The organism is Roseovarius sp. (genome assembly GCF_965228755.1).
In the GTDB taxonomy this organism is placed as follows: domain Bacteria; phylum Pseudomonadota; class Alphaproteobacteria; order Rhodobacterales; family Rhodobacteraceae; genus Roseovarius.
Genome location: NZ_CBDDIG010000008.1, coordinates 419786 through 441402, shown reverse-complemented (window position 1 = coordinate 441402; position 21617 = coordinate 419786). Strand labels below are relative to the sequence as shown.

General features: G+C 66.9%; 23 protein-coding genes and 1 pseudogene. 11 read left to right on the top strand and 13 right to left on the bottom strand.

Annotated elements, in window-relative coordinates; genetic code table 11:
* Positions 1-56: 56 nt before the first annotated feature.
* On the bottom strand, positions 57-1250 hold the full coding sequence (locus ACO07J_RS15970) for a class I SAM-dependent methyltransferase (protein ID WP_422030726.1): 1194 nt from the start codon (positions 1248-1250) through the stop codon (positions 57-59).
* 118 nt (positions 1251-1368) lie between these two features.
* Between ACO07J_RS15970 and ACO07J_RS15965 the strand changes: the two genes are divergently transcribed.
* Positions 1369-1923 (top strand): flavodoxin family protein, encoded by a 555-nt coding sequence (locus tag ACO07J_RS15965; RefSeq protein ID WP_422030724.1) that lies wholly within the window; start codon positions 1369-1371, stop codon positions 1921-1923.
* Between the two features lie 335 nt (positions 1924-2258).
* Positions 2259-2594, top strand: a complete 336-nt coding sequence (locus ACO07J_RS15960; RefSeq protein ID WP_422030722.1) for an HNH endonuclease — start codon at positions 2259-2261, stop codon at positions 2592-2594.
* 111 nt (positions 2595-2705) lie between these two features.
* Here the strand turns inward: ACO07J_RS15960 and ACO07J_RS15955 are convergent, their stop codons facing one another.
* The gene (locus ACO07J_RS15955; protein ID WP_422030720.1) at positions 2706-4268 is read right to left on the bottom strand and encodes a bifunctional metallophosphatase/5'-nucleotidase; all 1563 of its coding nucleotides are present in this window, start codon (positions 4266-4268) and stop codon (positions 2706-2708) included.
* Between the two features lie 104 nt (positions 4269-4372).
* Between ACO07J_RS15955 and ACO07J_RS15950 the strand changes: the two are divergent.
* The 4 genes and pseudogenes from ACO07J_RS15950 to arsC all read left to right on the top strand — a co-directional run.
* A pseudogene (locus ACO07J_RS15950) lies at positions 4373-4696 on the top strand (DUF952 domain-containing protein); the annotation flags it as partial.
* A gap of 81 nt (positions 4697-4777) precedes the next feature.
* Positions 4778-5134: a DUF1330 domain-containing protein gene (locus ACO07J_RS15945; protein ID WP_422030907.1), complete on the top strand. Its 357-nt coding sequence runs from the start codon at positions 4778-4780 to the stop codon at positions 5132-5134.
* The gene (locus ACO07J_RS15940) at positions 5131-6189 is read left to right on the top strand and encodes a quinone-dependent dihydroorotate dehydrogenase (RefSeq protein WP_422030718.1); all 1059 of its coding nucleotides are present in this window, start codon (positions 5131-5133) and stop codon (positions 6187-6189) included. The genes ACO07J_RS15945 and ACO07J_RS15940 overlap by 4 nt, the downstream gene beginning before the upstream one ends.
* On the top strand, positions 6186-6527 hold the full coding sequence (arsC, locus tag ACO07J_RS15935; RefSeq protein ID WP_422030716.1) for an arsenate reductase (glutaredoxin): 342 nt from the start codon (positions 6186-6188) through the stop codon (positions 6525-6527). Before ACO07J_RS15940 ends, arsC begins: the two co-directional genes overlap by 4 nt.
* Before the next feature lie 126 nt (positions 6528-6653).
* Here arsC and ACO07J_RS15930 read toward each other — a convergent pair whose 3' ends face one another.
* Entirely contained in the window at positions 6654-7889 is a 1236-nt protein-coding gene (locus tag ACO07J_RS15930; RefSeq protein WP_422030714.1) for a urate hydroxylase PuuD, read from the bottom strand.
* Positions 7890-7996: 107 nt separating this feature from the next.
* Here ACO07J_RS15930 and ACO07J_RS15925 point away from each other — a divergent pair, with 107 nt between their 5' ends.
* Positions 7997-8917, top strand: coding sequence for a LysR family transcriptional regulator (locus ACO07J_RS15925; RefSeq protein WP_422030712.1), 921 nt, complete (start codon positions 7997-7999; stop codon positions 8915-8917).
* Here ACO07J_RS15925 and ACO07J_RS15920 read toward each other — a convergent pair.
* On the bottom strand, positions 8914-9207 hold the full coding sequence (locus ACO07J_RS15920; RefSeq protein WP_422030710.1) for an HNH endonuclease: 294 nt from the start codon (positions 9205-9207) through the stop codon (positions 8914-8916). The genes ACO07J_RS15925 and ACO07J_RS15920 overlap by 4 nt on opposite strands.
* Positions 9208-9278: 71 nt before the next feature.
* Positions 9279-9866, bottom strand: a complete 588-nt coding sequence (locus ACO07J_RS15915; RefSeq protein ID WP_422030708.1) for a glutathione S-transferase family protein — start codon at positions 9864-9866, stop codon at positions 9279-9281.
* Positions 9867-10011: 145 nt separating this feature from the next.
* Between ACO07J_RS15915 and ACO07J_RS15910 the strand changes: the two genes are divergently transcribed.
* Both ACO07J_RS15910 and ACO07J_RS15905 read left to right on the top strand, forming a co-directional pair.
* Positions 10012-10440: a GFA family protein gene (locus ACO07J_RS15910; protein ID WP_422030706.1), complete on the top strand. Its 429-nt coding sequence runs from the start codon at positions 10012-10014 to the stop codon at positions 10438-10440.
* Positions 10441-10444: 4 nt separating this feature from the next.
* A complete protein-coding gene (locus ACO07J_RS15905) occupies positions 10445-11653 on the top strand; it encodes an MFS transporter (protein WP_422030704.1) in 1209 nt (402 codons plus the stop codon).
* Here ACO07J_RS15905 and holA read toward each other — a convergent pair.
* From holA to leuS, 3 genes are read right to left on the bottom strand one after another with little or no spacing between them, the layout of a single operon-like run.
* A complete protein-coding gene (gene holA, locus ACO07J_RS15900; protein ID WP_422030702.1) occupies positions 11650-12675 on the bottom strand; it encodes a DNA polymerase III subunit delta in 1026 nt (341 codons plus the stop codon). The two genes, ACO07J_RS15905 and holA, sit on opposite strands and share 4 nt — an antisense overlap.
* On the bottom strand, positions 12672-13160 hold the full coding sequence (lptE, locus tag ACO07J_RS15895; RefSeq protein WP_422030700.1) for an LPS assembly lipoprotein LptE: 489 nt from the start codon (positions 13158-13160) through the stop codon (positions 12672-12674). Before lptE ends, holA begins: the two co-directional genes overlap by 4 nt.
* Complete coding sequence (gene leuS / locus ACO07J_RS15890; RefSeq protein ID WP_422030698.1) at positions 13147-15711, bottom strand: leucine--tRNA ligase; 2565 nt, start codon at positions 15709-15711, stop codon at positions 13147-13149. Before leuS ends, lptE begins: the two co-directional genes overlap by 14 nt.
* Before the next feature lie 149 nt (positions 15712-15860).
* Between leuS and ACO07J_RS15885 the strand changes: the two genes are divergently transcribed.
* Complete coding sequence (locus ACO07J_RS15885; RefSeq protein ID WP_422030696.1) at positions 15861-17120, top strand: glycosyltransferase; 1260 nt, start codon at positions 15861-15863, stop codon at positions 17118-17120.
* A gap of 17 nt (positions 17121-17137) precedes the next feature.
* Here ACO07J_RS15885 and ACO07J_RS15880 read toward each other — a convergent pair whose 3' ends face one another.
* Entirely contained in the window at positions 17138-17623 is a 486-nt protein-coding gene (locus tag ACO07J_RS15880; RefSeq protein ID WP_422030694.1) for a DUF3576 domain-containing protein, read from the bottom strand.
* 163 nt (positions 17624-17786) lie between these two features.
* On the opposite strand from ACO07J_RS15880, the gene ACO07J_RS15875 reads away from it, so the two are divergent.
* Positions 17787-18437 (top strand): YggS family pyridoxal phosphate-dependent enzyme, encoded by a 651-nt coding sequence (locus ACO07J_RS15875; protein ID WP_422030692.1) that lies wholly within the window; start codon positions 17787-17789, stop codon positions 18435-18437.
* Positions 18438-18451: 14 nt separating this feature from the next.
* Here the strand turns inward: ACO07J_RS15875 and ACO07J_RS15870 are convergent, their stop codons facing one another.
* From ACO07J_RS15870 to ACO07J_RS15855, 4 genes are all read right to left on the bottom strand, one after another.
* Complete coding sequence (locus ACO07J_RS15870) at positions 18452-18961, bottom strand: L,D-transpeptidase family protein (protein WP_422030690.1); 510 nt, start codon at positions 18959-18961, stop codon at positions 18452-18454.
* Positions 18962-19004: 43 nt separating this feature from the next.
* Complete coding sequence (locus ACO07J_RS15865) at positions 19005-20177, bottom strand: benzoate/H(+) symporter BenE family transporter (protein ID WP_422030688.1); 1173 nt, start codon at positions 20175-20177, stop codon at positions 19005-19007.
* A gap of 9 nt (positions 20178-20186) precedes the next feature.
* Complete coding sequence (locus ACO07J_RS15860; RefSeq protein WP_422030686.1) at positions 20187-20786, bottom strand: MOSC domain-containing protein; 600 nt, start codon at positions 20784-20786, stop codon at positions 20187-20189.
* 103 nt (positions 20787-20889) lie between these two features.
* On the bottom strand, positions 20890-21609 hold the full coding sequence (locus ACO07J_RS15855) for a methyltransferase domain-containing protein (protein ID WP_422030905.1): 720 nt from the start codon (positions 21607-21609) through the stop codon (positions 20890-20892).
* Positions 21610-21617 lie beyond the last annotated feature (8 nt).

Sequence of the window (21617 nt, the reverse complement as noted above, 5' to 3'; positions counted from 1 at the left end):
CCACCCCCGGCCCTATCAACAAACACTCCCGCACGAGCGCGTGACCGCAGCCGCCCTTACCGCAGCACCGAGGAATAAAGCAGCATCCCCCAGGGGATCAGCTTCGCCTCCACCTTCCCCCAGAGCGCCCCGAACCCGATCGGGTCGGCCCGGCAGGCGGCGGCGATCTCCGACAGGGTTCGCCGCCCGTCCACCGCCCCGATCAGCGGCGCGGCCTCCCTCGGCAGCACCAGCGCCTCGGTCAGCCCCTCCGAGCCCAGCGTCACTTTCTGCCCCTGCGCCACGGCCCGGGCCAACTGCGCCGCCTGCACGCCCTTGATCTGCGGCACCAGAGTGCGGTTCCTGCCGCTGGCCGGCCCCCGCGCCTCGGCCTTCGGCACGGCATAGCCCGTATGCGTCCGGATCGTGCCCAGCAATTGCTCGGCCAGCGCCATCCGCGCCCCCTCGCCCAGCCCCTCCGGCACCTCCGCCAGCCGCGACGGGTCATAGAGCGCCGACACCGTGAACCCGCTCAGCGCCCAGCCCGTCCGCTCCAGCACATCCAGCAGATCGGGCACGTCATACGCCCGGTCCTGCGTGTGCAGCAGCAGGTCGTAGAACCCCGCATCCCCGCTCTTGTGATCGCTGACGTTCCGGTTCGCCTTGAACGGATGCCCCTCCGGCAGCCGCTCGTACACCTCCCGCGCCTTGGCGATCCGCTCCCCCGGCGGCAGGTCGCCATAAAGCGTCCCGAACGCCGCCTGCAACGGGTAGACCCCCGACCGGCCATAGGGCGCATAGACCATGAACCCCATCCCGCCCCCGGGCGCCAGCGCGGCCCTCAACGCCTCGAACCCGGCCTCCGGCTCCGGCAGGTGATGCAACACCCCGCAACAGTCGATGTAATCGAATTCGCCGTACTCTCCGGCGTCCAGCAGGCTCCCGGTGACGAAGCGGATATTCCTCAGCCCCCTGACCTTGGCCCGTGCCTCCGCCACCCGGCGCGAGGCCTCCGACAGGTCCACGTAGACCGCCTCAAAGGGCTTGCCATACTGCGTCAGCAAGGTGGTCAACTGGATCAGCCCGTCGCCCGTCCCGCCCCCTGCCACCAGCACCCGCAAGGGCCGCGACCAGTCCCTTTGCCCGCCAAAGACGAAATGGTCGATCTCCTGCGGCAGCGAGGGCGAACCGGTGATCAGCCTTTTCCGTTCCTCCTCCGGGTCCCTCTCGGGATAGGGAAACGCCTCGTACTGCTCCCTGACCTTGCTCATCTGCCCCCCGGATTATCCTGTCCCGACCGCAGGATAGGCCGCTTTGGTGCAGGTATGCAAAGACATCTGTGCGCAATCCGCCTTGCGCCCGCCCCCGTTCCGGCGCAGCCTGCGCGCCATGACAGACACGCCCCTGATCGCCATCCCCTATTTCACCGGCAACGGCCACACCCGCGTACTGGCCGAAGCGGTGGCCGACGGCGCGGGCGGCGGCGCCCTCATCGACGTGGAACAGATCACCGAGGCCGACTGGCACACCCTCCAGCAGGCCCACGCCATCCTCTTCGCGTCGCCCACCTACATGGGCTCCACCGCCGCAGGCTTCGACCGCTTCCTCGAAGACGCCGCAGACCGCTGGCCCGACCTGCCCTGGCGCGACAAGATCGCGGGCGGCCTGACTGTCGCCACCTACGCCTCGGGCGACAAGCTCTCCACCCTCATCCGCCTTGCGGTCTACGCGGCGCAGATGGGCATGATCTGGGTCGGCCAGGCCGAGATCGGCGCGCCCGTCCACCCCGACAAGCCCGGCCTCAACGCCCCGGGCAGCTATCTCGGCCTGATGGCCACCTCCTCCCGCGACAAGTCGCAGATGGTCGACGCGCACGACCTCGAAACCGCCCGCCACTTCGGCGCCCGCATCGCCGCAGCCACCCGTCGCTGGCGAGAAGACTGACGGCCACGCACCACGCGGCCAGAACGCCAGGCAATCGCACCACGCGCCAGACGGGATAAATTGCCCGTCATCCATCACCTTGGGGCGCAACTCGCGCCGGGCTCATTGACAGCCACAATACCAGCGCCTACCCTGCGAGAAGCGATGGATGGTGTTCACCATCCCGATCTCGTCATGGCCTGATCGGATCTGCCGGGGTTTCCCCCAGATGTCGCCATCCGGATTGCGGAACCACGAACAATCGGGTCTCGCGCGAGCAAAAGCTTCCTGCCGGGGAGCGTCCACAGCGGCGCCGCGCATTCGCTTCTCACGAAGTCGAAGAAAGGACCCACCGCATGGGAAATCTCAAGGATATCCGCCGAACAAAGATGATCGCTCAGAACGGCCGATGCTATTACTGCGACCTGCCGATGTGGGATGCGCCAGCGGCCTCACTCCAGGCCCGCCCACCAAAGGCCCTGCGCTGTACCGCCGAACATCTCCTTCCACGCTGCGAAGGGGGGAGGGACGCCTCCGCCAACATCGTGGCGGCCTGCTGGTTCTGCAATTCCCGGCGCCACCGGCGCAGTCACCCCCTGCCTCCTGACACCTATCGCCGTCATGTTCAGAAACGCATGGCGGCGGGGAAATGGCTGACAGCTCAATGCAGGTTATTCCCGGCGCGTCCCTAGCTTCGCCGCCGCATCGGCACCCGGCCGAAAGTGGGCACCCGCCCCTGCTTCTTCTGGCCGGAAATATCCCGGGGGTCTGGGGGCTGGCCCCCAGGAACCGCCGCAAGCCTCCTATTGCATCCCCACCTTGATCCGCCCGTCCGTATAGGCGGTGTAAGGCCCGTTCGCCGCCAGGTACTCCGCCGTCACGTCCGCCACGTCGGGCCCGAAATCATAGGCGTCCTGCGCGTCGACGAACATCGCATAGCCGTCCCCGCCATTGCGGATGTAGTTGTTCGACGCCACGCCGTAGAGCTTCTCCGGATCGAGCGCCTCGCCCCCCACCATCACGTCGGAGATCCGCTCGCCCACCGGCTTGGTCGGGTCCACGGCAAAGCTCATCCCCGCCACCTGCGGGAACCGCCCGGCGCCTTCCTCGAACTGGCTCACCCCGTTCTCCAGCGCCTCCTTCAGCACCGCGCCGCTGACCCGGAAGGTCGACAGTGTGTTCTGGAAGGGCAGCACCGTCAGCACCTCGCCCATGGTGATCGGACCCGCGTCGATGCTGGCCCGAACGCCGCCGCCGTTCATGAAGGCCACCTCGATCCCCTGCCCCTTCACCCGGTCGAGCATCGCGTCGGCCACCAGGTTGCCCATCTCGCACTCGCCCGAGCGACAGTTCACCCGGTCGCCGCCGATCGGCGCGGCGGCCTCGGCCACCACCTTGTTGCGGATTTCCTCCAGCGGCTGCGCGGCCTCGGTGATCCGCGCCTTCACGCCCTCGTCCTCGGCCACCGCGGCATCCATCAGCCGCGGCTGGCCCCGCGCGTCAACCACCTTGCCGGCGTCGTCGAAGGTCACCACCAGCTCGCCCAGGTACTTGCCATAGGCATAGGCCTGCACCACCGCCGTGTCGCCCACCATCGTCGGATAGGGACCGGCAGCCGAAGCGTCGTCGTTCGACAGGAACGTGTTCGAATGCCCGCCCACGATCACGTCGACGCCCGTCGTGGCCTTCGCCACCGCCAGGTCGACGCCATAGCCCGAATGGCTCAGCACGATGATCTTGTTGACCCCCTGCTCCTCCAGCTTGTCGACCTCGGCCTGCACGGCATCGGCCGGCGGGGTGAAGATGATGTTCGGCCCCGGGCTTGCCAGCTCGTCCGTATCCTGCGGCGTCAGGCCGATCAGCCCCAGCTTCTCGCCCTCGCGCTCGATCACCGTCGATTTCATCAGCACATCGGCCAGCAGGGGCTCCCCGCTCACATCCGCGTTCGACATCAGCACCGGGAACTCCACCGCGTTCATGAAACCGCGCAGCACCTCCGGTCCGTCGTCGAATTCGTGGTTGCCCACCGTCATCGCGTCATAGCCCAGCCGGTTCATCATCTCGGCCGCGAGCTGCCCCTTGTAATAGGTATAGAACAGCGTGCCCTGGAACTGGTCGCCCCCGTCGACCAGGATCGGGTTGATCGCGTGCGCCTTGAAATCCGCAATCGCCGTGGCCAGCCGGGCCGAGCCGCCAAAGCATTCGCCGGCCTGGTTGTCCTCTTCGCCGCAGGTCGAATCGTACTTGTTGATCGGCTCGAACCGGGCGTGGAAATCGTTGGTATGCAGGATGGTCAGCACGTAATCGGCCTGCGCCATCCCGGCGGCTGCTGCGAAAACGCCCGCAAGGGCAAGACGGGTCAGCATGGTCTCAATCTCCTGTTGGTATATCCCGGAGTTTGCCCGCCCTTTCGCCATCCGTCAAAGCCTTCCCGCTTGACCGGCGCATGACGGCGGGGCATCACCGCGCCATGCTGATCCTCAAGATTTTCCGCGCCGACGAATGGCAGGTCTTGCGCCGCGACGGCAAAACCGCCGGAGCGCCGGTCGACCTGGCCGACGGGTACATCCATTTCTCGACGCCGCAGCAGGCCGCCGAGACCGCGGCGAAGCACTTCGCCGGGGCCGATGACCTCATTCTCATCTCGGTCGAGGCCGACGAGATGGGCGATGCCCTGAAATGGGAGCCCTCCCGCGGCGGCGCCCTCTTCCCGCATCTCTACCGCGCGCTGCACCTTGCCGACATCGCCCGCGTCGAGCCCCTGCCGCTGGCGGGCGGCGTGCACGTCTTCCCCGAAGACATTGCCGGCCATGTCGACCCGACCCGTCCGCAGTTCCAGCTCTTCAAGGATCTCGACCGCGACCACCCGATCGAGATGCTCAACCTCGTCGCGCTGCGCTCCCACGCCGCCTACCCCGAGGGGCACGACCTCGCCAATGCCGGCCTCACCGGCGCCGAGGCCTACCGCCGCTACGGCGCCGAAACCGCCCCTATCATCGACCGCCTCGGCGCGTCGATCCTCTGGCGGGGCGAGATGCAGGCGATGCTCATCGGCCCCGCGACGGAGGCGTGGAATCACGCCTTCATCGCCCGCTACCCCACGGCCCACGCCTTCCTCGAAATGGTCACCGACCCGGTGTACCGCGACGCCGTGATCCACCGACGGGCCGCCGTGCGCACCTCGCGCCTCATCCGCTGCAAACCCACCGAGGCAGGCGGGGCCTTCGGATGAACCTCCTCGAGCGCGCGGGCCTCTCCCTCCTCCACCGGTTCGACCCCGAAACCGCCCACGGGCTCAGCCTGCAGGCCCTCCGCCTCGGCGCCGTGCCGCTGCCGGGCCTCGTCACCTCCCCCCGTCTACGCACCCAACTGGCCGGCCTCCACCTGCCCAACCCGGTGGGCCTTGCCGCGGGCTACGACAAGAACGCCACCGCCCTCAGCCCCCTCTCCCGCGCCGGATTCGGCTTCCTCGAGGCCGGCGCCGTCACCCCGCGCCCCCAGCCGGGCAACCCCCGCCCCCGCCTCTTCCGCCTCACCGAGGACCGCGCCGTCATCAACCGCTTCGGCTTCAACAACGACGGCATGGAGGCAGTCGGCCTCCGCCTCGCCACCCGCCCCCGCGACGCCGTCATCGGCCTCAACCTCGGCGCCAACAAGGACAGCGCCGACCGCGCCGAGGATTTCGCCCGCGTGCTGGCCCATTGTGGCCCCCATCTCGACTTCGCCACCGTCAACGTCTCCAGCCCCAATACCGAGAAGCTGCGCGACCTGCAGGGCGCCGAGGCGCTGGCCTCCCTCCTCGCCGGGGTGATGGCCGCCCGCGACACCCTGCCGAAAGAGATCCCCATCTTCCTCAAGATCGCCCCCGACCTGACCGACGCAGAACTCTCTGAGATCGCCGACGTCGCCCGCCAGTCGGGCCTTTCCGCCATCATCGCCACCAACACCACGCTGTCCCGCGAGGGCCTGACAAGCCCCGCGAAGGGCGAGGCCGGCGGCCTCTCCGGCCGCCCGCTCTTCGAGAAATCCACCCGCGTACTAGCGAAGCTGTCGCAACTCACCAACGGCGACATCCCCCTCATCGGGGTCGGCGGCATAAGCTCCGCCGAAGACGCCTACGCCAAGATCCGCGCCGGCGCCTCCGCCGTGCAACTCTACTCCGCCATGGTCTACGAGGGCCTCTCGCTGGTCAAAGACATCGCCCGCGGCCTCGACCGCCTCCTCGAACAGGACGGCTTCGCATCGGTGGCCGACGCCGTCGGCACCAAGACAAAGGACTGGCTATGATCACCATCTGGCACAACCCGCGCTGCTCGAAATCCCGACAGGCCCTCGCCCTGCTCGAGGAACGCGGCGTCGAGATCACCATCCGCCGCTACCTCGACGAGCCGCCCAGCCTCGCCGAACTCCAGGACGCCCGGTCGAAACTCGGCCTACCCGCCATCGAGATGATCCGCACCGGCGAAGCCGTCTTCAAGGAAATGGGCCTGTCGAAATCCGACCCCGACGACACCCTCCTCAAGGCCATGGCCGAGGCCCCGAAACTCATCGAACGCCCCGTCATCTTTTCCGGCGACAAGGCCATCATCGCCCGCCCCCCGGAAAAGGCCCTCGACATCCTCTGAGGCCCCCAACCGAAGTCTTGAAAAGACTTCGAACCGATAACTTTTCAAGATATCGGGCCTCCCCGCGCACCGACGTAATACCGACAAAATACCGACGTTATACCGACGTCGATTTCAGGCCGAAACTCACCCCCCGTTCGCCCCCCGATACCACGAAACGATCGCCCGCCGCTCGTCCTCTTCCATCCATGTCACGTTCCCCGGCGGCATCGCATGGCTCGCCCCTGACTGCAGGAAAATCGGCGTCGCATGGGCCGCAATCTCCGCCTCCGTCTCCAGCAAAACGTTCTTCGGCGCCCGCCTGACCCCTTGCCACACGGGCTCCCGCGCATGGCACATCGAACACCGCCCCAGCACGATATCGCGGGCCTCCTCGAACCCTTCGGCCTCGGCGTAAACCCTTTCAGCCGCAGACATTTCCCTTGCCTCCGCCGCCTCGATATCCCCCTGCCGGAGGGGCGCCGTCGACAGCCACATGATCGCCAGGAACAGCACCACCGTCACCGCCCATGTCCAATGCGGGTTGCCCGTCCCGGCATGGTGCGAGTTGAACCAGTGCCGGATCGTCACCCCCATCAGGAACACCAGCGCCGCGATGACCCAGTTCCACTCGGTCGCAAACGCCAGCGGGTAATGATTGCTCAACATCAGGAAAATAACCGGCAAAGTCAGGTAGTTGTTATGCGTCGACCTCAGCTTCGCGATCTTCCCGTACTTGGCATCCGGCACCCGGCCCGCCTTCAGATCCGCCACCACGATCTTCTGGTTCGGGATGATGATCAGGAACACGTTCGCCGTCATGATCGTTGCCGTGAAGGCGCCCAGGTGCAGCATCATCGCCCGGCCGGTGAAGACCTGCGTATAGCCCCACCCCATCGCCACCAGCAGCCCGAACAAGAGCACCATCAACAGCGTCGGCCGCTCTCCCAGCGGCGATTTGCACAGCCGGTCATAGACCAGCCAGCCAACGCCCAGGGAGGCCGCCGAAATCGCGATCCCCTGCCAGACGGCCAGATCCGCCTTGGCCCGGTCGATCAGGTACAGCTCCGCCCCGGCCCAGTAGACCACCGCCAGCAGCGCGGCGCCGGAAAGCCACGTCGAATAGCTCTCCCACTTGAACCATGTCAGGTGCTCCGGCATCCGCTCCGGCGCCACGAGGTACTTGCGGATATGGTAGAACCCGCCGCCATGCACCTGCCATTCCTCGCCATGCGCCCCCTCCGGCAGGTCCGGCGCCTTGCGCAGGCCAAGGTCGAGCGCGATGAAGTAGAACGAAGACCCGATCCACGCCATCGCCGTGATGACATGCAGCCAGCGGATGGCGAAGCCAAGCCAGTCCCAGATGATCGTCAGTTCGTACATTGGCCGAAAACTCCTTCAGACGGCACCACCCTAGCGCGCCTGCATATTCTTCTCTATTGAATGAAAAAACAGATCAGTTTCAAACAGAACCTGAAGATCACCGAGCCATGGCCTATCTCGACAATATCCGGACCTTCGTGCGTGTCTACGAACTGGGCAACATGTCCGCCGCCGCCCGTGATCAGCGCATCTCGGCGGCCGTCGCCTCGGCCCGGATTTCACAACTGGAAGAGCATCTGGGCGTCCGCCTGTTCCAGCGCACCACGCGCCAGTTGAACCCGACGGAACAGGGCCGCCTGTTCTATCCCGGCGCCTGCAAGATCCTCGAGGCGGTCGAGGATGCCGAGGCCGAAATCACCTCCGTCACCCGCACGCCGCGCGGCACGCTGTTCATCGCCGCGCCGCTGGGCATCGGCCGCCGCCTGATCGCGCCGCACGTGCCGGCCTTCAAGGAAGCCTACCCGCTCATCAACATCCGCCTGCGCCTGTCCGACCGGGCGCTCGACCTGCCCGGCGAAGGGCTCGACGTGGCCTTCTTCCTCGGGCTGCCGCGCGATTCCACCCTCAAGATGCGCAAGATTGCCGACTGCCCCCGCATCCTCTGCGCCGCGCCCGCATACCTCGAAAACAAGGGCCACCCGAAACGCCCGACCGACCTGACCTCGGGCGCCCATGACTGCCTCAACCTCCGCTATCCCGGCGCGCAGGAATTCCAGTGGCCGCTGGAAACCCCCGACGGGGTCGAGCGCTACTCGGTCAAGGGGCCGTTCGAATCCGACGATGGCGACGTGCTGACGAGCTGGGCGCTCGACGGCTACGGCATCATCCTGAAACCCCGGTTCGAGGTGGCCGATCACCTCGCCGCGGGCCGCCTCGTGCCGGTGCTGGAAGACTGCCCACCGGTGCCGGTACAGCTCGGCTGCCTCTACGCCCACCGCCGCCACCAGGACCCAAAGACACGCCTGCTGATCGACTTCATGGCCCAGCGGATCACGGAAGCATTGGCCGAAACGCCCGCCACCGCCTAGCGCTTGCGCCGTGCCCCCGGTGTCTTGGAATGAAAGCCCGGCGGGCGCTTGGCCACCCACCGGATGAACTTCGCCAGCCGCGGATGCGCCTTCAGCGCGTCGATGCTGGCATACTCCCGCGCCAGCTCCGCCTCGGTCAGCGTGGCGTGGATCTCGTTATGGCAGATCTGGTGCAACAGCACGACCGGCCCGCCCTTGCCGCCCTTCAGCCTGGGCACGAGGTGATGCAGGCTCTGCCGGGCCTCGGGCGGGATCGGGCGGCCGCAGAGCGGGCAGATCGGGTCATCCATACCGCGTTAACCTGTGGCAGTCACACCGGCGGGCAAGCCGGAGGCCGCGTGACACGATCCGCCGCGCACCCTCACGGCAGCGCCAGCACCCGCTGGAAGGCATCCCGCGCCTCCATCCGGGAACGCAGGTCGGCCAGCTTTGCCGGCGCCTCGGCAAAGCCCGCCCGCTCGGCCCAGCTCAGGCAATGGGCCAGCAGCATGTCTGGGATGGTCATCATCTCGCCCGTCAGGAACGGGCTGGTCAGGGCCGCCTCCAGCCTCGGCAGAACCTGTTCGTACTCCCACTTTAACGATTTCTTAACCTCCGGCATCCGCTGCGCCTCGGGCAGCACGAAACTGTGCCGCGCCGCCATCCAGACCAGCCCCTCCACCTCGTCGAGGATCATCAGCGTCAGCGCATCCTGCCGCGCCCGTTCCAGCGTTCCGGCGCCATAGGTCAGCGCCCCGTGCCGGTCGGCCAGGTAGGTCATGATCGCCACCGAATCGGTGATCGTCTCGCCGTCGACCTGCAGCGCCGGGATCTTGCCCGAGGGGTTCGCCGCCAATGCCTCGTCGCTGCGCGGCTTGGCCGGGACATGCTCGTAGGGCTGGCCCAGCTCCTCCAGCATCCACAGCACCCGAAGCCCGCGCGACGCGCGGCTGCCGATCACCTTGTACATGTCCCGATCCTCTCCTTTCGGTCACCGGGAGCCACCCTGCCCCGCCACCGTGGCCGTGACAATCCCGGCGGGCCATTCCTGACAGAAACTTTCAGGGCCTTCCGCTAGGGTGATCCCGAAACACCCAATCAAAGGATACCCCCGAATGACCTGCACCGGATCCTGCCTCTGCGGCGCCGTGAAGATCGAGTTTGCCGAAGCCCCGAAGGAAACCGGCGCCTGCCATTGCAACATGTGCCGCAAATGGTCGGGCGGGGTCTATCTCGCGATCCCCGTTGCCGCCGGCAAGGCCACCTTCGAAGGAGAGGACAGCATCGCCCGCTACCCCTCTTCCGACTGGGCCGAGCGCGCCTTCTGCAAGACCTGCGGCACCAACCTCTTTTACCGCCTCACCGCCCCCGGCCCGCACCAGGGTGACATGTTCGTCTGCCTCGGCCTGCTCGACGACCCCTCCGGCGTGACCCTGACGGAAGAGGTCTTCTATGACGAGAAACCCGCAGGCTATGCCTTCGCGGGCGACACGCACAAAATGACCGGGGCCGAGGTCATCGCGCAGTTCGCGCCCGGAGGCTGACCGTTTGCCCGCGTCGATGGCGCGGAACATCCGTCTCTACCGCTGGTTCCGCTTCTTCCAGGGCCTGATCTTCTGGCAGGCGGTCTGGTTCCTGTATTTCCAGACCACCCTGTCGGCCGCCGAGGCGGTTCTGCTCTACGCGGTCTTCGACGTGGCGACCACGGCGCTCGAGGTGCCTTCGGGCTGGATGTCGGACAGGCTGGGCCGCCGTGTGACGCTGATCGCCTCGGGGCTGGCGGGCGTCAGCGGGGCGGCCCTGCTCGCCACCGGAGACGGCTTTCTGCCGTTCTGCCTGGCACAGGTCCTGATCGGCGCAGCGATGGCGTTTTCCTCCGGGACCGACAGCGCCTTTCTCTACGAAACCCTCGCGGCCACCGGCCGCGAGGGTGAAGTCGAGCACCAGGAGCTCGTCGCCTGGCGCTTCTCCTTCACAGCGCTGGCGGTTTCCGCCGTGACCGGCGGCCTGCTCTACCGGGGCGACATCACTGCCCCCTTCTGGCTGGGCATGCTTGCCGGGCTGGTCGTTCTGGCTTTGGCAATGTCCTTCCGCGAACCGCCGCAGGAGATCGACGAGGCCACCCCCCTCTCGCAACTGGCCACCCTGCGCGCCGCCCTCCGCCAGCCGGTGCTGGCCTGGCTCTTCGTCCTCAGCGTGGCGATGTACGGCTTCAGCCATCTGCCCTTCGTCTTCGGCCAGCCCTTCATCCTCGACGCCCTCACCAAGGCCGGCCTCGCCGCCGAGGCGCCGGTGGTCAGCGGTGGGGTGACCTCCGCGATGATGGTGATCTCGGTCGCGGCCTCTCTCTTCGTCCCGCGCCTCAGGGCATACCTCGGCCTGCCCGCCATCCTGCTGCTGGCCTTCGCCATGCAGATCGCCCTCTGCGGCGTGCTGGCCCTCAGCGACTCGCTCATCGTCATCGCGTTCCTCTTCCTGCGCATGGTCCCCGATTCCCTCTCCCGCCCCTTCCTCCTCGCCCGCGTCCAGTCGCTCCTGACCAACGGCGGGCGGGCCACCTACCTGTCCCTGCAAAGCTTCTGCGGAAGGCTCGCCTTCGCCGGCACGCTCTACCTCGTCTCCCGCACCATGGCAGGCACGGAGGAGATGGATCACGCCGGTATCCAGACGGTGCTGGGCTGGTCGGTGCTGGTAGGGGTGGTGGTTTTGGCGGGGCTGGTGCTGGCGGCCAGGCGGGTGCGGGTGGAGCCCGCCTAGCGCCGGACCATCATCGCCAGCCGGATCAGTGTCCGTTCCACCAGCGCCATGTCCGGGGCCGTCTGCCCGGCCGAGCGAAGGCGAAGGTCGGTGTCGGTCAGCAGGGTCACGGCTTCCTCCAGCTTCGCCGCCCCCCAGGCCTGGGCCTGCCGCTGCATCCGGTCGCGACGCGGCCCGAAGACCGGCGGGCGCACGCGGGCGATGCCCTGGGCCGGGCCGTTCGGGTCGGAGGCGGCGGCGTAGAGCGTGCGGAAATGGCGGGAGGCGGCCATGCAGAGGCCGACCGGCTGAACCCCCTGTGCCCGGAGGCGCTTCATCACCGGCCCGATCTCTCCCGGCCGGGCCTCGGCCACGATATGCAGCACGTCGTCCATCTCGGCCTCGGTCGATACGGGCGCGCAGGCGGCGACATCCTCGGGGCCGAGGGGCTGATCGTCGTCCAGCTTGTAGAGCGACAGCTTCTCGACCGTCTGACGGAAATCGCCGGGGTCGAGCTCTCGCGACAAGGCGGTCAGGTCGCGCATCGCGTCGGAACCGATATCCTTCAGCCCCGCCTTCTTCAGCACCTCCTCGATCTCGGCGCGCGAGGGCGGATCGTCATAGATGGCGGCGGCAAAGGCGTTCTTGTGCCCCTCGAACAGCTTGCGCAGCTTCGACGTGGCCTTGAGCTGCCCGGCGGTCACCACCACCTGAGCATCGCCCTCCCGCCACTCGGTCAGGGCATCCGTCACCGGGCCTGCCACGTTGTCATTCGCATCCTCGACGAAGGCCACCCGTGGCCCCGGAAAGAAGCCCTGCGCCTTCACCGCGTCGAGCAGCATCGCCGGATCTTTCCGCAGCTCGGCCCCGTTCATCCGGGTCAGGCGCATCTCCTCCTCGCCCTGCGGACCGATCAGCGCCTTGATCACCTCCTGCCGCCGCATCGCCACACGCATCGCGTCGGTGCCGTAGATCAGCAGCCCCGCCCGGTTTGGCTCGGGCCGGGCGAAATAGCCGGGCGCGTCGCGCGGGGAGAGTTTCATGCCGGAAGGGTGGCGGCCTCGGCCGTCAGCCGGGTGATGATCATGTCGGTGAGGATGGTCATCAGCCGCGCCTCGGCGTCGCGCCGGGCGGCCTGCGTGGCGACCGTGGTGCCAGAGGCGGAATAGCTGGTGAAACTGTCGGCCTTGCCGCTGGTCAACACGCGGTCGGTGGCGATGTCACGCAGTGCAAAGGTGACCGTGCCCAGCATGTTGTACCGGGTGATGACGTTGTTCGACGAGATCGCGATGGCGCTCTCGTTGATCTGGATCGAGTAGGACAGCGCATAGCGCCCCGGATCGGCCCGGCCCAGCCGTTCCTCGAACCGGCGGGTCAGGAGGTATCCCCGCCGGCTGTCGGGCTCGTCCACCAGCACCGCGTTCTGGAGTTTCGTCGCTGCCCCGCCCGGCCCATAGGCGGGCGTGAAGCCACAGCCGGCCAGCGCGGCACCCGACAAGAGGAAGAGACGGCGGCTAAACGACGACATTCACGATCCGACCGGGGACGACGATAACCTTCTTGGGCTGGGCCCCATCCAGCGACCTGATCACAGCATCGTTCGACAGGGCGGCTTTTTCAACCTCTGCCTTGTCCATGTCCTTGGGCACCTCGATCTCGGCCCGGCGCTTGCCGTTGATCTGGATCGGCATCGTGATGGTATCGTCGACCAGCATCGCGTCGTCGGCCTCGGGCCACTTGGCGGTGGTGACAAGCCCCTCCTGCCCCAGCGTCGACCAGAGTTCCTCGGACAGGTGCGGCGTCATCGGCGACATGAGCTGTACCAGCGTCACCGCCGCCTGTCGCTTGGCCTCCGCCCCGGCCTGCGAGCGGGCCAGCGTGTTGGTGAAGGCATAAAGCTTGGCGATGGCGGCGTTGAAGCCGAAGCTTTCGACCCCGCCGGTTACGTCATGGATGGTCTTGTGCATCTCGCGCAGCAGGGCGGTGTCGGCCTCGGCATTGGCCGGCGCGTCGCTTTCGGCGATCTCGGAGACGATGCGATGGACGCGGGCAAGGTGTTTGAACGCCGCTTCGGCGCCGGCCGCCGTCCATTCCACATCGCGCTCGGGCGGGCTGTCGGAGAGGACGAACCAGCGCGCGGTATCGGCGCCGAACTCGCGGATGATGTTGACCGGGTCGACCACGTTCTTCTTCGATTTCGACATCTTGGCGGAGGGGACGATTTCCACCGCCTCGCCCGTCGCCTTGAGGCGCATGCCGCCTTCGCCCTCTTTTACGTCTTCCGGGAAGTGATAGACCGCGCGGTTCTTGTCATCCCTGGTCTGGTAGATCGCGTGGGTCACCATGCCTTGTGTAAACAGCGCATCGAACGGCTCGATCGCCTTCTCGGGCAGGTGGCCGCAGATATGCATCGCCCGGGCGAAGAAACGGGAATAGAGCAGGTGCAGGATCGCGTGTTCGATGCCGCCGATATACTGGTCGACATTCATCCAGTACTCGGCCTCGACCATGTCCGTGGGCGTCTCGGCACGCGGCGCGGTGAAGCGGGCGAAGTACCACGAGCTGTCGACGAAGGTGTCCATCGTGTCGGTCTCGCGCTTCGCCGGCGCGCCGCATTTCGGGCAGGCACAGTCGCGCCATGTCGGGTGGCGGTCGAGCGGGTTGCCGGGCGTGGCGAAGTCGATCGGCTTGCCGTCCTCGTCATAGGGCAGCTCGACCGGCAGGTTTTCCTTCTTCTCGGGCACGACCCCGCAGCTTTCGCAATGCACCACCGGGATCGGGCAGCCCCAGTAACGCTGGCGGCTGAGACCCCAGTCGCGGAGGCGGTACTTGGTGACGCCGGTGCCCCAACCCTGCTTTTCGGCATAGTCGATGGTGGCGTCGATCGCTTCCTGCCCGGTGGCCACGTCGATGCCGGCGAAGTGGTTCACCCACTTCACCTTGTCGGTCTTGGGCGGCACGAAAGCCTCAGTCGCGACCGGCGTTTGGTCATCAATCGCGAAGAAGGTGTCGATCACCGGCAGGTCGTACTTGCGGCAGAAATCGAGGTCACGCTGGTCATGGGCCGGGCAGCCGAAGATGGCGCCGGTGCCGTAATCCATAAGGATGAAGTTGGCGATCCAGATGGGCAGCTCCCAGTTCGGGTCGAGCGGGTGCTTCACGGTCAGGCCGGTGTCGAAACCCAGCTTCTCGGCCTTCTCAAGCGCCTCTTCCGTGGTGCCGCCCTTGGAACACTCGGCTCGGAAGGCAGCCACGTCGGGGTTGCTCTCCGCCAACTCCTTCGCAAGCGGATGATCGGGCGAAATGCCAATGAAGGACGCGCCGAGAAGCGTGTCAGGCCGGGTGGTGTAGACCTCGATCTCGCCGCCATCGGTACGCTCGAAGCTGAATTGAAGCCCGCGCGACTTGCCGATCCAGTTCTCCTGCATCAGCCGCACCTTCGCGGGCCAGTTGTCGAGCCCGCCCAACGCCTCGAGCAGTTCCTCCGAGAAGTCGGAGATCTTGAAGAACCACTGTGTCAGCTCGCGCCGCTCGACCTCGGCGCCCGAGCGCCATCCCTTGCCGTCGATCACCTGTTCGTTGGCGAGCACGGTCATGTCGACCGGATCCCAGTTGACCACGGCGTTCTTGCGGTAGACGAGGCCCTTCTCGAGGAAATCGAGGAACATCGCCTGTTGGTGACGATAATACTCAGGGTGACATGTGGCGATTTCGCGTGACCAATCGTGCGAGATGCCCAAGGGCTTCATCTGCTCCTTCATGTCTGCGATGTTCTGATACGTCCATTTGGCTGGGTGTACGCCCTTCTCGATGGCTGCATTCTCGGCAGCCAGCCCGAAAGCATCCCATCCAAACGGATGCAGCACGTTGTGGCCCGTGGCCAGCTTGTGACGCGCGATCACGTCGCCCATCGTGTAGTTGCGCACGTGACCCATGTGGATGCGGCCCGAGGGGTAGGGGAACATCTCGAGCACGTAATACTTGGGCTTGTCCTGTGACCGCTCGGCGCGGAACACCCCGGCCTTGTCCCAGGCCTCTTGCCACTTGGCTTCGATTTCACCGGCGGAATAGCGCGACATGGCCTGCCCGTCCTTGCATCTGTCTGATCCTCTGGGGTGATAGGGCCAGAGCGCGCGAGCGTCCAGAGCGGGGGCGCGAAAAATGCGCGTCTTTGCAGCCGGAAACCGCCGGCCTATAAGGGGAAAAAGTCGAGCGGGCAGCATTCACGATGAATATTCTTTTCATTCACCAGAATTTTCCGGGCCAGTACAAGCACCTGGCGCCGCTGCTGGCATCGAAAGGGCATCAATGCGTGTCGCTCACCCTGCGGGTCAAGGAGCCCACCACATGGAAGGGCGTCAAGGTGCTGCCCTACGCCCTGCCCGACCGGGGCGGGCAAAAGGTGCACCCGTGGCTGCTGGACCTAGACAGCAAGGTCACGCGCGGGCAGGCGTGTTTCCTTGCGGCCCGGAAATTGCGCGACAACGGGTTCGTGCCCGACCTGATCCTGGCCCATCCCGGCTGGGGCGAGCCGATGTTCCTGCATGATGTCTGGCCCTCGGCCCGCATCGGGCTTTACTGCGAGCTTTATCACCGGTCGGGCTATCCGCATCTGGCCTTCGACCCGGAATTCGAGACCGGCGATGCGGAGCTTCAGCCGCTGCGCATCCGGATGAAGAACATCAACAATCACCTGCATTTCCCCGCCGCCACGGCCGGGATCAGCCCGACGAAATTCCAGGCGGATACCTTCCCGCCCGAGTTTCGCGACAGGATCACCGTCTGCCATGACGGGATCGACACCGACACGGCCAGCCCGAATCCGGACGTGCGATTGCAGATCGGGGATCTGGACGTCAGCCGCAACGACGAGGTGATCACCTTCGTCAATCGCAACCTCGAGCCCTATCGCGGCTATCACGTGTTCATGCGTGCCCTGCCGCGCCTGCTGAAGGAACGGCCGAACGCCACGGTGCTGATCGTCGGCGGTGACGAGGTGAGCTATGGCGCCCAGCCGCCAAAGGGGCAGACGTGGAAGCAGATCTTCATCGACGAAGTGCGCGGGCGCATCGCCACGAAGGACTGGAACCGGGTGCACTTCCTCGGCCGCATCCCCTACAGCCAGTTCGTGCAACTGCTGCAGGTCAGCCGGGTGCATGTCTACCTGACCTACCCCTTCGTCCTGAGCTGGAGCCTGATGGAGGCGATGAGCTGCGAAGCGGCCATCGTGGCCAGCGGCACGGAGCCGGTGCGCGAGGTGATTCGCGATGGCGAGACCGGACGGCTGGTGGATTTCTTCGATCAGGACGGGCTGGTGGAGCGGGTGTGCGAGCTGCTCGAGGACGAGGCGCAGCGCCGTGCCCTGGGCCAGGCGGCGCGGCGGCTGATGATCGGCGAGTACGACCTTCAGAAGACCTGCCTGCCGCGGCAGCTTTCGTGGGTCGACACGGTGATGCGCAGCGCCCCTCCCGGGCCGCCGCGCGACTGACGCTCAAACCTTGTCGATCAGAATTTCCCGGCCTGGACCCGAAGTTGCCGTGCCCGGGCGAGAATCGCATCCTCCACCGCGCGCTGGGTGCCGGCGCTGACCGGGCCGCTCTGCGTTTGCAGGGCGACGTTGAGCGAGCGGGCGTCGAGCGCCGGATCGCTGATCAGGATGGTCGCGCGATAGGCGCGTCCGCCGCCCGGCGGGCGGCCATAGCCGGTGGTGATCACGCCGGTGAACGGGTCGGCGCTCTGGACGGGCAGGAAGTCGAGCGTCTGAAGCGCCGCGTTCCAGAGGTAGCGGTTCACTTTCACCTTCGCCCCGCCATCGCGGAAGATGTCGAGCAGGCTCGACCCGTCGTCGACCGCACTGCCGGCATTCGGGCCGGTTTCGACTTCGAACGCGCTTTCGCGGATCTTGGTGTCGCGGAAACCGCTGCACGATGCGACCAGCCCGGCGCACAGAAGCACGAGGAGCGCTGTTTTCAAACGGAGGTGGATCATCATAGTCGCCCGTCACTGTTTCCCTTCCTCTACTATCCAACCACTGGGACCGGGGCAAGGAGTTTACCCCAGTGCCGCCAAACCCTTGAGCGAGTGCGGCAGAGATTGTGCAGTCGTGCGCCCTGTGGCAGACCTGTGAGAGACGCCGAAGGGGGGGGATCTGCCCGTGAGCCTTGAAACCATCAAAGCCCGGATCGCGGAAGCGGAACGCCAGGCCGGCCGCGCCGAGGGAAGCGTGCAGTTGGTGGCGATTTCCAAGAAACAGCCGAACGAACGCGTGGCGGCGGTTCTGGAGGCGGGCCACCGTTGCTTCGGCGAGAACCGCGTGCAGGAAGCCGATGGCAAGTGGCCGGAGTTCCGCGAGCGGTTCGACGGGATTGACCTCCACCTCGTGGGCCCATTGCAGACCAACAAGGCGCGGCAGGCGCTTGACCTGTTCCAGACGATTCACTCGGTCGACCGCCCCAAGCTGGCGAAGACGCTGGCCCGGCTGGCCCAGGAAGAGGGGCACTGTCCGGATCTGTTCATTCAGGTCAACACCGGCGAGGAAGAGCAGAAGGCCGGCATCCTGCCCGGCGCGGCGGACGGTTTCATCGCCGAGTGCAAGGCGCTCGACCTGCCGGTGAAGGGCCTGATGTGCATCCCCCCGGTGGACGAGGAGGCCAGCCTTCACTTTGCCCTGCTGGCGAAGATTGCCGAGCGTAACGGGCTGAGCGGCCTGTCGATGGGCATGAGCGGGGATTTCGAGAAGGCGATCTCCTTCGGCGCGACGCATGTGCGTGTGGGCAGCGCAATCTTCGGAGAGCGGACCGGCTGAGCTTACCTCCGAGGCTACCGGAACGACCCCGGCCGCACGATCAGCCGCGTGCCGGGTCGGATCGCCCCCGCGATCTCGCGCAGGTGATCGGGGCGGAACGCCACGCATCCCGCCGTCGGATAGCCCGGCCGCCGCCAGCGGTGCAGGAAGATGCAGGAGCCGCGCCCCGGGGTCGCCTCCGGCCAGTTCCAGTCGGTCACCAGTAAGAGATCGTACAGCGGGTCGCCCCGGCGCATCACCTCGTGCGAGGCAGCGTAGGGCCGGGTGACAAGGTGATTGTACGCCGGATCGTCCGGCGCATCCGACCAGAGGTCGCCGGGCCGGATCGGCCGCGCCCAGGCGGCAGGCCGGGACATCCTGTCGGGACGGTAGAGCATGCCGACGATTCGATGCGTCCCGACCGGCGTCGCCCCGTCCCCTTCGCGCTTGTCCGTGCTCAGCCCGCCGCGACCGATGCTGCAGGGATAGCGGCGACCTCCAAATCGCAGGCCGAGCGGGGTCAGGACAAGATCATCCGGTGTCATGCCGTCTTGATGCCGCAAGCCGGGGCGCGGGGGAAGCCCCGGTTTACTGCTTGCCCCATCCGGTCTCGCGCAGGATCTGCACGATGCCCCCCGCCAGCAGCCCCCAGACCGCGCCCCCCAGCCCGAAGACGGTGACGCCCGAGGCCGTGACGACAAAGGTGATCGCCGCGGCCTCGCGCGTGCGATCGGGCTCCAGCGCGGCGGCGGCCGAGCCGGCGAAGACGCCCAGCAGGGCCACCCCCGCCACGGCCGTCATCAACATCGGCGGCGCGAGGCCCGCGAAGCTGGTGATCACCCCGGCGAAGAGGCCGAGGATGCAATAGAACACGCCGGCCATGACCGCCGACCAGTAGCGTTTTGCGGGATCGGGGTGAGCGTCCTCGTTCGAGCACATCGCGGCCGTGATCGCCGCAAGGCAGGTGGCCGGCGCGCCGAACGGGGCCGACAGGATCGAGAACCCGCCAACAGAGGCGAATAGCGGGCCGGGCGGCGGGGTGAAGCCGTAACTGCGCATCACGGCGATTCCGGGGATGTTCTGGGTGGCCATGGTGACGATGAAAAGCGGCAGGCCGATGCCGATCACGGCCGGCAACGAGAATTGCGGCATGACGAGTTCGGGCGCTTTCAGCAACGCGCCCGGTGCCCAGGCGGACAGGTCTGCGGTGACCGCGATCGTCAGGGCGGCCACGACCACGGCGCCGGGCACCGCCAGCAGGCGGTTGACCCGACCCAGCAGGAACCATGTCAGGATCGTCGGCGCGATGACCGCCGGCGTCTCGGCCAGGGCCACCACCGGGGCAAGACAGATCGGCAGCAGCACCCCCGCCAGCATCGCGTGGGCGAGCGGCGTGGGAATCGCCGCGGCCAACCGGCCCAAGGGTTTCCACAACCCCGCCAGAACCGTCAGCGCCCCGGCAGTCAGGAACCCCGCGACAGCGCCGGCAAACCCGGCCTCGACCGTGCCCGTCACGGCCAGCAGCGCGGCACCCGGGGTCGACCATGCGACCGAAACGGGCGCCCGTGTCCAGAGGCTCAGCACGATGCCGGCCAGCCCCATCGACACCGCCGCCGCCATCAGGCCCGAGGCGGCCTGTGCGGGGTTGGCACCGACGCCCTGAACGCCCTGCAACAAGATCGGAAAGGAACTGAAGAACCCGACCATGGCCACGACGAAGCCGGTCGAGACCGTCTGGAAAGGCGGCAGCGTGTTCGGCATGGCTATGGTTCAGGCCTGCCGCGCTTCGTCCAGCATCGACCAGGCGCGTTGGTCGGGCACGTGCAGGCGCATCACGTCGCCCACTGCCAGCGGCCCCTCGCGCTCGACCCACGCGGTCACGCCGCGTCGCCCCTCGGCGGCGGGCTTGAAACGCTTGCCAAGGCCGGGGTGATCCTTCTCGATTTCCTTGGCCGGGAAGATGCAGGGCCGGTTGTGCATGTCGATGACAAGGCAGGTGCCCGCCTCGTTCTGCAGCCGCGCCGAGGGCGGCACATGGGTGAAATCCGGGATCCCCTCGACGACGATGGAGGCACCGAGCCATTCCGGCTTGATCTCGTCCATCTCCATCGCTTCGGCAATCGCCGACAGTTCCTCGGCCGACACGATGGTGAACTGGCGAACATTGGCGATCTCGGTGCCCTCGGGATACTGTGTTCTTACCCGAACGCAGGACGGTCGGGTCAGCCCGCCGTGAATCTCTCCTTCGACCCCGGCGAAGCTGGCGAAGAGTTTCGGATTGGGGGCCGAGCGGATGCCCTCGCGCTCTTCTCCCACGACGCCCAGCCATGTGACTGTGCCTTTGAATTCGGTGGGTTTGAGCGCGGGCATGGCCTGTCCTTTCCGAAGCGGCAATTCGCGCGCAGCTTCGGCAAAGCGGCACCGGGGGTCAATCGGTAAGTTGTGACCGGCACAATCGCCCCCGACGGGCGGTTCAGACGGTCAGCGTGAAGAACAGCCGCCGGAAGGGGAACAGCACCGAACCGTCCTTGCGCGCCGGGTAGGCCGCGCGCATGACATCTTCGTATCGGCGGATCAGTTCGGCCCTCTCGTCGTCCTCGAGCGCCTGCAGCACCGGACGGGCATAGGTGCTTTCCGTGAAACGTCGCACGGGGTGACTGCCGCCCTCGGCCACGAGCCGCTGGTAGTATTCGGTTTCCCACATCCGGAATTGCCCCTTCGAGGCAAGCAGTTCCTCGTACTTGACGGGGGCCATCACGCCGGGTGTGCCCATCTTCTCGACCCGGCCGGGAAACAGCTCGTCCACGAGGGTCAGCCAGACCCGGTGCGAGGGGGCCTTGTTCTGATGCGGCATCTGGACGGCGAGCGTGCCGCCCTTGCCCAGCATCGACACCAGACGCGGCATGAGTTTCTCATGCCCGCCCACCCAGTGCAGGGCGGCGTTGGACAGGATCAGCCCCGGCGCCCGCGTCGGGTGCCAGTCGCGGATATCGGCCTGTTGCAGCTTGGCGTAGGCCTGGGACTGGCGCGCTTTCTCGAGCATCGCGGGGGACGCGTCGACGCCGATCACCTCGCGGCCGCCGGCACGGGCCCGGAGTGCGTCGCCCATCGCCCCGTTGCCACAGCCGAGGTCGACAATGTCGCCCGCCCCCATCCGGCTGACCGCGTTCAGCAGGTCGAGACCGGGGCGCAGGCGCAAAT